This window comes from Vibrio sp. AK197, assembly GCF_053903115.1.
Map to the genome: position 1 here is coordinate 444,956 of NZ_CP096430.1, position 11,220 is coordinate 456,175.

An 11,220-nucleotide genomic window follows, 5' to 3' on the forward strand; every position below is an offset into this window, starting at 1 on the left:
GAGTATGACTACTCCTATTGCAAAGCTACAAAGAAAGCTCGGTTATCAGTTTAATGATGTCGAGCTATTCAATTTGGCGCTGACTCACCGCAGCGCCAACGGTAAACATAATGAGCGTCTTGAGTTTCTGGGCGATTCAATTTTAAGTTTTGTCATTGCTGACGATCTCTATCACCGTTTTCCAAAAGTAAATGAAGGCGATATGAGCCGTATGCGTGCCACATTGGTACGCGGAAATACGCTTGCGGAACTCGGGCGAGAGTTTGAACTCGGAGATCACTTAAAATTAGGTCCAGGCGAATTGAAAAGCGGTGGCTTCCGTCGTGATTCGATTCTCGCTGATGCCGTTGAAGCCATCATTGGTGCTATCTATCTTGATAGCGATATTGAAGTGGTTCGAGGCATCATTTTAACCTGGTATCAAACTCGCCTGACAAGTATTCAGCCTGGGGTGTCTCAAAAAGATCCTAAAACTCGGTTGCAAGAATTCCTTCAAGGCAGAAGAAAACCTTTACCTGTTTACACAGTGTCTAAAATTAAAGGTGAAGCACACAACCAAGAGTTCACGGTTGAGTGTGAAGTAGCAGGAATCGGAAAGCCTGTCATCGGGAAGGGAACCAGTCGCCGTAAAGCTGAACAAGCTGCGGCTGAACTAGCATTAGAGCAACTATCCAATGGCTGATAACGAATTTGATATCGACGCGTTTTTCGCGTCGAGTGGTGAAACCAGTTCACCAGAAAACCAACACTGCGGCTTTGTAGCGATTGTTGGTCGTCCGAATGTGGGTAAATCCACTTTACTGAACCATATTTTGGGGCAGAAAATTTCCATTACCTCGCGTAAACCTCAGACCACTCGCCACCGAATTATGGGGGTAGAGACGGAAGGGGATTACCAAGCGATTTTTGTGGATACACCTGGGTTACATATTGAAGAAAAGCGTGCGATCAACCGTTTGATGAATCGTGCTGCTAACTCATCATTAAGTGACGTTAACTTAGTGCTGTTCTTGGTTGACGGTACACATTGGACTGAAGACGACGAAATGGTGCTGACCAAGTTGCAGAAAGCCAACTTTCCCGTCGTTCTGTGTGTTAACAAAGTCGATAATGTTAAAGACCGCAATGATGTCATGCTGCATATGCTTGAGATGTCGAAGAAGATGGACTTTGTTGATGTGGTGCCGATTTCGGCTAAACATGGCAAGAACATTGATGTCTTGCGTAAGCATGTGCGTGAACATTTGCCTAAAGCGACCCACCACTTCCCGGAAGAGTACGTTACTGACCGCTCTCAACGTTTTATGGCGTCTGAAATTGTGCGTGAAAAGTTAATGCGTTTTACCGGTGAAGAGTTACCGTACTCTGTTACGGTTGAAATTGAACGCTTTGACTATAATCCAGAAACCGATGGTTTTCATATCAATGCGCTAATTTTGGTAGAACGCAGTGGTCAGAAAAAAATGGTCATTGGCAAAGGCGGTGAAAAGATCAAAACCATCGGTCGTGAAGCTCGACTCGATATGGAAGAGTTATTTGGTCGCAAGGTCTATTTGGAAACTTGGGTTAAAGTGAAATCGGGCTGGGCTGATGATGAACGTGCCTTACGTTCTTTAGGTTACATCGACGACTTATAATCCGGCATCTTGGGTCACGCTAAAATTGTTTTCAACGTTAAAAAGAGAGAGTATGAACTCTCTCTTTTGTTATCGGAAAGGATGAGAGATTGAGTGACGGTTTACAACGCTGCTTTGTGTTGCATCGGCGACCTTATAGCGAATCGAGCTTGATTTTAGATGTATTTAGTGAGGAGCATGGTCGCCTGACGTTGCTCTCAAAAGGCGCGCGTAGTAAGCGCTCCAATTTAAAAGGCGCTCTGCAACCATTTACTCCTTTGCTACTTAAGTGGTCGGGAAACAGCTCGATGAAAACACTGCGCCAAGCCGAACCCATTAGCCTTGGCTTACCACTCACCGGTATCAATCTCTATTCCGGAATGTACATTAACGAAATTCTTGGCCGAGTTTTAATGGCTGAGGTTCCTATGCCTGCGTTATTCCACGATTATCTGCATGTGTTAACCGAACTGGCGCAGTGTGAGAACCCGGAACCGGCGTTAAGGCGGTTTGAACTGGCCTTGCTCTCGGCGATGGGATACGGCGTTGATTTTCTTCATTGTGCAGGCAGTGGTGAACCCGTGTCGCCAGAGATGACTTACCGTTATCGAGAGCAAAAAGGGTTTATTGCTTCGGTAAGAAATGACAACCTCACATTTTATGGAAATGAGCTGATCGCCATCAGCGAGCGGCGCTTCGTCACTAAAGAGCAATTACGCGCAGCGAAGCGCTTTACACGTATAGCCCTAAAGCCGTATCTTGGCGGCAAACCGTTAAAAAGTCGGGAATTATTTACGTCCAGTTTTAACACTTCCAGAGCAAGGAGTATTGGAAAATGAGTTCAATCTATCTCGGTGTCAACATCGATCATATTGCAACGTTGCGAAATGCACGTGGAACCAAATACCCAGATCCTGTGCATGCGGCAGAAATTGCTGAACGTGCTGGGGCGGATGGTATTACGGTGCACTTGCGAGAAGATCGTCGTCATATTAAAGATCGAGATGTTCGTATTCTGCGTGAAACGATTCAGACCCGGATGAATCTTGAGATGGCGGTGACCGATGAAATGGTCGATATCGCGCTACAAACTCAGCCTGAATACGTGTGTTTAGTCCCTGAAAAACGCGAAGAGTTGACGACCGAAGGGGGACTGGATGTTAAAGGCCACCTTGAAAAAGTGAAAGCGGCGACTCAAAAACTTGGCGCTGCGGGGATCAAAGTCTCTCTGTTTATTGATGCTGATCGCGAGCAAATTGATGCGGCGAAAGCGTGTGGTGCGCCTTTTATTGAACTCCACACTGGTCACTATGCGGATGCCCAAACCGATGCTGAGCGTCAAGCTGAACTCAAGAAAATCACGGCAGGCGCAACGTACGCGAGTGATTTGGGGATTTGTGTCAATGCGGGTCACGGGCTGACCTACCATAATGTCGCCCCCATTGCTGCGATTCCGGAAATTTATGAGTTGAACATTGGCCACTCAATCATTGGTCGGGCGGCATTTGATGGCTTGGCAACGGCGGTTGCCGATATGAAAGCTGTGATGATTGAAGCGCGTAAATAGCCATGGCCATTTTAGGTATTGGGACGGATATTGCTGAAATCGAGCGTATTGAAGCCGCGCTTGCACGCATTGGTGAAGGGTTTGCAAAGCGAATCCTTACCGAGCCAGAATTTGAGCAATACCAAAACCGCAAGCAACAAGGGCGGTTTTTAGCTAAGCGCTTTGCGGCAAAAGAAGCGGCCTCTAAAGCATTGGGGACAGGCATTGCCCATGGGGTCACCTTCCATGATTTTGTGGTCAGTAATGATCCTCATGGTAAGCCCGTACTTTCATTGGCAAATAAAGCGCAACAATTAGCTCAGGCTCAAGGCATCAATGCCATTCACCTTTCCATTTCGGACGAACGCCACTATGCAGTGGCGACCGTTATTTACGAATCCTGAGTTTGGAGATAAGGCGCCGCGCTCGCGGTGACCTTCTCCATTTCATCTTGCAATTCAAACAGCTCAGGTTCCATCTCTACTAACTCTGCCGATGAACGCAGCCCCTTCTCAAGGGTTTCACACACTTTCTTTAAGCGCGGTACGCCACAGTAGGAACAGCTGCCATGCAGTTTGTGCACATGATGCAGCAACTCTTCACGGCTGGTTTCACCATTTAGAGCCAGTTCGGTAACTTGGTTCACTTCTGGAATATAGTCCACCAACATCTGGAGCATTTCCGTGGCGAGATCGGCTTTATTGGCCGATTGCTTAAGTGCCATTTGCCAATCAATAATAATGTTACTGTAGCTTTGCTCGGTATCGGTTTCCGCTTTTTCTGGTTCGTGGTGAACCAGTTCTAACTTCCCAAACTCATTCTGATCCGCATAAGGGTTCCAGTGCATCAACACCTGTTGCAGAACATGCTCTTCAATTGGCTTGGTGAGATAGTCATCCATACCTGCTTTCAATAGGCGGTCTCGTTCGCCCTCCAGTGCATGGGCGGTAACCGCGATAACGGGTGTATTCGCATTAAGTTCGGTCTTTTTGATCTTACGGCACGCGCTAACGCCATCCATATGCGGCATCTGAATATCCATGAGGATAATGTCAAAGTGAGTACTTTCTGCCAGCGTGACTGAATCCATACCATTGGTACAGGTGATGACGTTGTCCACATGTTCATGCAGTAGAGCACTGATCAGTTTCAAGTTAGCTGGGTTATCATCGACCGCCATAACCTTGAGGGGTAATTTCTCGCTACTGAGCATTGGAACCACAGGTAATTCAGGAAGTAGATCTTGATTGGCGACCAACGTCTGCATCAATTTCTTACGCGATAGTGGCTTAGTAATGCAATGAACTTGGTATTTTTGTAAAAGATGATCAGACAGCGCCAGAGCCGTACTTGGCGTACCAACCACGACATGTGGCGCGCAGCGCATCGCTTGTTCTACCCATTGTTCAACTTGAGCTAATTGATTGCTGTGGTTAGCCGCGAGATTGAGCAGCACATAATCAAATTTCTCAACTGTTTCTGGCAGGCTCGTACGAGTCGTGACGTGCAAGCCCTCTTGTAACAACATGCGCTGGGTTATCGTGGCGACTTGCATGTTAGCTTCAATCAACAAAATGGTGCGTTGGTGAAGTACTGCGGTATTCACGTGATCACTGACAGGCATGTGGGTCGCGTGTAGGCTCAGGGTTAACCAGAACGTCGAGCCCTGGTGCAGCCTACTGGTCAGGCTAATTTCTCCTCCCATTTGACTCACCAGTTTTTGGGTAATCACCAAGCCAAGTCCCGTCCCGCCATAACGACGCGAGATACTGGCATCGGCTTGGCTAAAGGCTTGGAACAACTGCGCTTGCTGACGTTCTGAAATACCGATACCCGTATCGCGCACCATAAATTGCAACTCGACAATGTCTTCTTTACGTGAGCGAAGCTCAACACTGATATCGATGTTGCCGCGTTCGGTAAATTTGATGGAGTTACCAACAAGGTTTGTCAGTACTTGCTGAATTCGCAGTGGATCGCCGACCAGCCCGGTTGGAATTTCAGGATCAATATTGAGTGTAATCTCAAGCCCTTTCTCATGAGCGCTGGTGGCTTGAAGGTTAACCACTTCTTCCAAGGTTTCCTGAAATTCAAATGGAATATTTTCGAGCGCTAATTTACCCGCTTCAAGTTTTGAAAAGTCGAGAATGTCATTGATGATGCTCAACAGATTATTGGCGGACTTCTCAATGGTTTGCAGATAGTCGGCTTGGCTATTGGTTAATTGTGTTTTAAGCATTTGGCGGGTAAAGCCAATCACACCATTGAGCGGGGTACGCAGTTCATGTGACATATTCGCCAAGAATTCAGACTTAACGCGGGCAGCTTCTTGAGCTCGCTTCTTGGCGATATCCAATTCGACGTTTTGAATTTCCAGCTGTTCTAAGGTTTCACGTAGGTCTGATGTGGCTTGATCGATACTATGCTGCATCTCGACGTGGTATTCCGATAACGACACCGCCATTGCGTTGATACCATTTTTAAGTGAGTCGAGTTCGCCATGCATTTTACCTTCAATACGTACGTCGAGATGGCCTCGGCGAATTCTATCAACCATATTTTTCATATGAGTGATGGGCCGAGTGACATCATGCATTAGGCGCATCGCAAAAATAGCCGATAGCCCAAGCCCGGTGAGCAGAACTAAAAACGCCGAAAAAATTTCTTGGTATTGCTGTAGGCGCAGCGATGACAAATCCATTTCAATAGCGATGTAGCCAAGGGCTTGTCCGGCGGCTTGACCTCGCGGCGTGGCAATGACTCCAGACTCAGCGAGGACGGGGGCTCTTAAAATCAGAGTATTGTCATGTAAGTCGGACGACACCAACTGAGGAATCGGTTTGTTTTTAGGGTATGTCAGTGAAGCAAAGTTGGGATGAAAGTTGGAGGTTACGAACAACTCATGGTTGTAATCAAATACCGCGATACTGCGAACCAACTTTGAATTCTTGCGATGGGCGTAACTGATGATCCGTCTTACGGATTCTCGGCTATTGTTTTTTAAACCGTTTTCACTCGCGATAGCAAGAGGCTCGATGATACTTAGCCCTGAATCAATCATCTGATTCTCTAAATCGTGATAGCGGTTAAAGGAGAAAAAAGCACTCAATAACAAGCCGATAATTAACGTCGGCGCTAAAGTTAGGGTAATTACACGGGCACGTAAGCCATATCTGGTCATTATTATCTAAACATCACGGTATGGATATGGGAAAATAGCCCCCAGCACCAGTAAAAGGATTGCTTGGCGAAACCATGACGTCTCGCGACATTTAAAGCAATCTCAGTGCCAAAGCCGTCGAAACAATAAGCATAATCAACTCAGACGGCTCACACAACGACTGCGCGGAGAAATAGTGATTCTTTCGCAGCAAATATTGAAGTAAGCAATGAATAAATAGGTAAACCATGGCGCGTTTTTTCCAAGCTAAGAAAAAGACTCAGATCAACACCAAGCATCAATCTGTGACGGTTGAAAAGCTTGACCACCACGGAGCTGGGTTGGCGTATATGGACAACAAACCACTGTTCATTGAGGGGGCTCTGCCGGGTGAAGAGGTCGTCACTCAGTTAACTGAAAGCAAAAGCAAGTATGCGCGAGGGCGATTGATCAAAGTGATCACGCCAAGTGAATCTCGTATTACGCCATTTTGCCCGCACTTTGAACAGTGTGGTGGCTGTAACATGCAGCACGTGTCGGTCGAGGAGCAACGAACTTATAAGCAGCAGGCGTTAAGTGAGTTGATGACCAAATTTGCAAAACAGCAGATCACGCTCGATCCTGTTATTGCTGGTTTAGATCGCGGGTATCGCCGCCGCGCCCGTTTGAGTGTGTGGTTCGATAAAAAAAGCGCTCAGTTGCAAATCGGTTTTCGTCAAAAAGCCAGTAAGCAAATTGTAAATATCAAAGCGTGTCCGGTACTTGCGCCTGAGCTGAATCAATTGCTGCCAGAACTTCATCATTGTTTAAATCAATTCTCGGAACCGAGCGTGATTGGCCATGTCGAATTGGTTAAAGCGGACAATACACGTGTGTTGGTCGTGAGGCACACTCGTGGGTTAAAGAACCAAGATGCGAAACGCCTAAAGCGCTTTGCGCAGCAGTATGAGTTGTCGTTGTATTTGATGGCGCAAGCTGATCACCTTGAACTTATCCAAGGTCCGGCTCCTATTTATCAAGAAACGGGAGTGGTCATTCCTTTTGAACCTACGCACTTTATTCAGGTCAATCAAAGCGTTAATCAAAGCATGGTGAGTCGCGCATTGGAATGGCTCGAACTGAGCAAACAAGATAGCGTTTTGGATCTATTTTGTGGTTTGGGAAACTTCAGTTTGCCCATTGCTCAACAGGTTGAGCGAGTCGTGGGGGTAGAGGGCGTCGAAGAGATGGTATTCAAAGCTCGATCAAACGCAGAGCAAAACCAGCTGACCAATGCCGAGTTTTACCATGCAAATTTAGAAGCCCCATTGGCAGATGAGCCATGGGCAAAACTGCAGTTTAATAAGGTGCTGCTTGACCCAGCACGAGCAGGAGCAACCGGAGTGGTTGAACAATTGGCAACCCTTGGTGCCTCGCGAGTGGTTTATGTTTCGTGTAATCCTGCTACCCTAGCAAGAGATAGTCAAAGCTTGCTGAATCAAGGTTTCCGTTTACAGCGTCTTTGTATGTTGGACATGTTCCCTCATACCAGTCATTTGGAGTCGATGGCGTTGTTTGTAAAGTAGTGATGTTGCTTAGGAACGAGCGCATCAATCAATAAAAAATATAACAGGATAGAAAAATGGTTGCGGTACGAAGCGCACATTTGAATCAAAACGAACAGTTTGAGCTTGAAAAGTGGATCGCGAGTCTCGGCCAGGATGGCAAAATTTCTCGTGCACTGACCGATGTATACCGGCAGTGTGAACAGGTTTTAGAAGGGCACTCGAAGGCGCAACTTCTGTTGTGGCGTGGTCGAGAGATGATCGAAATATTGATCACCTTATCGATGGACACTGCGACGTTGGAAGCGGCGCTGTTGTTTCCTTTGGTCTCAAGTGGCGCGTATCCACAAGATCAATTGGAAGAACAATACAATAAAGAGATTTTAAAACTGATTGAAGGCGTCGAAGAGATGGCGGCTATTGGTCAGTTAAATGTCACCAAAGAGGGAGGCGAAGCCTCTGAGCAAGTGGATAATGTGCGCCGCATGTTATTGGCAATGGTTGACGATTTTCGCTGCGTGGTCATTAAACTGGCTGAACGTATTTGTAATCTCATTGAAGTAAAAAAAGAGCCTGATGAAGTACGCCGCGCCGCGGCAAAAGAATGTGCCAACATTTATGCACCTCTGGCTAACCGCCTTGGTATTGGGCAACTGAAATGGGAAATTGAAGATTACGCGTTTCGTTACCAACATCCAGAGACTTACAAACAGATTGCTAAGCAACTGTCTGAGCGGCGCATTGTACGTGAGCAATACATCAAGGATTTCGTCGAGTCTTTATCCAAAGAGATGAAAGAATGCGGAATCAATGCGGAAGTGACTGGGCGCCCTAAGCATATCTACAGTATCTGGCGCAAAATGCAGAAAAAGAATCTCGCTTTTGATGAGCTCTTTGATGTGCGTGCGGTGCGAATCATCGCGGATAAACTACAAGACTGCTACGCGGCGCTCGGTGTCGTGCATACCCAGTTCAAGCATATGCCCAGTGAGTTTGACGATTATGTCGCCAATCCTAAGCCAAACGGTTATCAGTCGATTCACACGGTGATTCTTGGCCCTGAAGGCAAAACCATTGAAATCCAGATTCGCACCAAACAGATGCATGAAGAATCTGAGCTTGGTGTGGCCGCTCACTGGAAATACAAGGAAGGGGCAAGCAGTCGCAGCGGTTATGATGAGAAAATTACATGGCTGCGCAAACTGCTCGATTGGCAAGAAGAGATGTCCGATTCTGGCGAAATGCTCGATGAGTTACGTAGCCAAGTGTTTGATGATCGCGTCTATGCCTTTACGCCGCGTGGTGATGTGGTTGACTTACCGATGGGCGCAACGCCACTCGACTTTGCCTATCACATTCACTCTGAAGTCGGTCATCGGTGCATCGGTGCCAAAGTTGGTGGGCGGATTGTCCCGTTTACCCACAAATTGCACATGGGGGATCAGGTCGAGATCATCACCTCTAAAGAGCCGAACCCATCCCGTGATTGGCTGAACCCATCATTGGGCTTTGTGCACTCAGGCCGAGCTCGAGCCAAGATTAATGCTTGGTTCCGTAAGCAAAGCCGGGAGAAAAACCTAGAGGCTGGGCGAGAAATTCTAGAAAGTGAATTGGCAAAAATTGGCGCGACACTCAAAGACGCTGAGCAATATGCCTTGAAGCGTTTTAATGTCAACTCAGCGGATGAACTCTTCGTTGGTGTCGGTAGCGGTGATTTACGAATCAACCAAATCATCAATCACATTAACGCATTAGTGAATAAGCCAACCGCAGAAGAAGAAGATCAGCAAGCGCTGGAAAAACTGCAAGAAGCTGAGCACCGTGTAACCAGCCGTCCGAAAAAAGATGCGGTTGTGGTGGAAGGGGTTGATAACCTGATGACACACCTTGCACGCTGCTGTCAGCCGATTCCTGGTGATGAGATTAGTGGCTATATTACTCAAGGGCGCGGTATTTCGGTGCACCGCTCGGATTGTGAGCAGTTGGATGAACTGCGCCACCATGCGCCAGAGCGAATCATCGATACGGTTTGGGGCAGTGGCTTTGTAGGATCTTACATCTTAACCATGCGTGTGGAAGCGATGGAGCGCGGCGGATTACTCAAAGACATCACCACCTTGCTGGCCAATGAGAAAATCAAAATTGCCAGTATGAAGAGCCGAATTGATTATCGCCGACAAATGACGATCATGGATTTTGACCTTGAAGTTAGTAACGTCGAAGTTCTGCCAAGAATATCCAAGCGGGTTGAACAGATTCGTGATGTGATGACGGTAAAACGCCTCACGTAAACGGGTTTCAAGTGCCGATAAAATCATAGACAGTGAGCGAAAAGGTGAGTGGGAGTACTGCTCACCTTTTTTATTTAGAGGAAGGAAACACGATGAGCCATCCAATAGAAGATTTAGAGCGCATTATGCGCCAACTGCGTGACCCTGAGAACGGTTGTCCTTGGGATGTAAAGCAGACCTTTGAATCGGTCGTTCCACACACTATTGAAGAAACGTATGAAGTGGTGGACGCGATTCATAAGCAAGATTGGTCAAATTTAAAAGAAGAGCTCGGGGACTTACTGTTTCAGGTGATTTTCTACAGCCAACTGGCTAATGAGCAAGGGCTATTTGATTTTAGTGACGTCGTTGACACAGTGAATGAAAAGCTGACTCGACGCCATCCTCATGTTTTTGGTGGTGCCAATTTTAGCAGTGATGCGGAGCTAAAAGAGAATTGGGAAAATCAAAAAGCGCAGGAAAAAGCGCAAAGAGGCGAAACAACGCAAAGTATTCTAGACTCAGTACCAAACTCGCTTCCAGCATTGATGCGCGCCAATAAAATACAAAAGAAATGTGCTCAATTTGGCTTTGACTGGGACACATTAGGGCCGGTGGTTGATAAAGTCCATGAAGAAATTGAAGAAGTACAGCAAGAGGCGTTGATGGTACCGGTTGATGAACATGCTTTGGAGCTCGAACTGGGCGATTTATTGTTTGCTGTGGTCAACATGACGCGTCATTTGGGAAAAAATCCAGAAAGTGCGTTAACCAAGGCAAATGTCAAATTTGAACGTCGATTTAGGCAGGTTGAGCAGCTTGCTCGCCAGAATAACCGTCCTCTGAATGCGTTCACATTAGATGAACTGGAACAGTTTTGGCAGCAAGTCAAACAGCAAGAGAAAGCGACCAGCGAAACCTAAGAGGTTTGGCAATGACGCGTAAGAATGCGCTGTCATTCAAAGGTTCCACCATTCTCATCGCTGGGATTGATTTGAAGCAAAAAATAAAAACACAGGTGTGATATATTTCACGTTGTGGCGGTTAAGGGCTTCTGGTACAATTTTCTCCCGTCCAGAAGAAA

At 46.7% G+C, this 11,220-nt stretch carries 9 protein-coding genes; 8 read left to right on the top strand and 1 reads right to left on the bottom strand.

Annotation, left to right across the window (positions count from 1 at the left end; all coding sequences use genetic code 11):
- The first annotated feature begins 4 nt into the window (after window positions 1-4).
- The 5 genes from rnc (at window position 5) to acpS (ending at window position 3,566) form a co-directional block, all read left to right on the top strand.
- A complete protein-coding gene (gene rnc / locus M1D72_RS09240) occupies window positions 5-682 on the top strand; it encodes a ribonuclease III (protein WP_390191697.1) in 678 nt (225 codons plus the stop codon).
- Window positions 675-1,637, top strand: coding sequence for a GTPase Era (gene era / locus M1D72_RS09245; RefSeq protein WP_390191695.1), 963 nt, complete (start codon window positions 675-677; stop codon window positions 1,635-1,637). Before rnc ends, era begins: the two co-directional genes overlap by 8 nt.
- 89 nt (window positions 1,638-1,726) lie before the next feature.
- The gene (gene recO, locus M1D72_RS09250; RefSeq protein WP_390191693.1) at window positions 1,727-2,455 is read left to right on the top strand and encodes a DNA repair protein RecO; all 729 of its coding nucleotides are present in this window, start codon (window positions 1,727-1,729) and stop codon (window positions 2,453-2,455) included.
- On the top strand, window positions 2,452-3,183 hold the full coding sequence (gene pdxJ, locus M1D72_RS09255) for a pyridoxine 5'-phosphate synthase (RefSeq protein WP_390191692.1): 732 nt from the start codon (window positions 2,452-2,454) through the stop codon (window positions 3,181-3,183). Before recO ends, pdxJ begins: the two co-directional genes overlap by 4 nt.
- Before the next feature lie 2 nt (window positions 3,184-3,185).
- Complete coding sequence (gene acpS / locus M1D72_RS09260) at window positions 3,186-3,566, top strand: holo-ACP synthase (protein ID WP_456296689.1); 381 nt, start codon at window positions 3,186-3,188, stop codon at window positions 3,564-3,566.
- Here the strand turns inward: acpS and barA are convergent.
- A complete protein-coding gene (gene barA / locus M1D72_RS09265; protein ID WP_456296690.1) occupies window positions 3,554-6,343 on the bottom strand; it encodes a two-component sensor histidine kinase BarA in 2,790 nt (929 codons plus the stop codon). The two genes, acpS and barA, sit on opposite strands and share 13 nt — an antisense overlap.
- Before the next feature lie 227 nt (window positions 6,344-6,570).
- Between barA and rlmD the strand changes: the two genes are divergently transcribed.
- From rlmD to mazG, 3 genes are all read left to right on the top strand, one after another.
- Complete coding sequence (rlmD, locus tag M1D72_RS09270; RefSeq protein WP_456296691.1) at window positions 6,571-7,887, top strand: 23S rRNA (uracil(1939)-C(5))-methyltransferase RlmD; 1,317 nt, start codon at window positions 6,571-6,573, stop codon at window positions 7,885-7,887.
- A 56-nt stretch (window positions 7,888-7,943) separates the two neighbouring features.
- Window positions 7,944-10,157 carry a GTP diphosphokinase gene (gene relA / locus M1D72_RS09275; protein WP_390191681.1) on the top strand — a complete coding sequence of 738 codons (2,214 nt, stop codon included), beginning with the start codon at window positions 7,944-7,946 and terminating at the stop codon, window positions 10,155-10,157.
- 92 nt (window positions 10,158-10,249) lie between these two features.
- Complete coding sequence (mazG, locus tag M1D72_RS09280) at window positions 10,250-11,059, top strand: nucleoside triphosphate pyrophosphohydrolase (RefSeq protein ID WP_456296692.1); 810 nt, start codon at window positions 10,250-10,252, stop codon at window positions 11,057-11,059.
- Window positions 11,060-11,220 lie beyond the last annotated feature (161 nt).

Bases quoted from the DNA above. Each gene is read 5' to 3' on its own strand.
- pdxJ (WP_390191692.1), top strand. From the start codon at position 2,452: ATGAGTTCAATCTATCTCGGTGTCAACATCGATCATATTGCAACGTTG.
- era (WP_390191695.1), top strand. From the start codon at position 675: ATGGCTGATAACGAATTTGATATCGACGCGTTTTTCGCGTCGAGTGGT.
- mazG (WP_456296692.1), top strand. From the start codon at position 10,250: ATGAGCCATCCAATAGAAGATTTAGAGCGCATTATGCGCCAACTGCGT.
- rlmD (WP_456296691.1), top strand. From the start codon at position 6,571: ATGGCGCGTTTTTTCCAAGCTAAGAAAAAGACTCAGATCAACACCAAG.
- relA (WP_390191681.1), top strand. From the start codon at position 7,944: ATGGTTGCGGTACGAAGCGCACATTTGAATCAAAACGAACAGTTTGAG.
- barA (WP_456296690.1), bottom strand. From the start codon at position 6,343: ATGACCAGATATGGCTTACGTGCCCGTGTAATTACCCTAACTTTAGCG.
- acpS (WP_456296689.1), top strand. From the start codon at position 3,186: ATGGCCATTTTAGGTATTGGGACGGATATTGCTGAAATCGAGCGTATT.
- rnc (WP_390191697.1), top strand. From the start codon at position 5: ATGACTACTCCTATTGCAAAGCTACAAAGAAAGCTCGGTTATCAGTTT.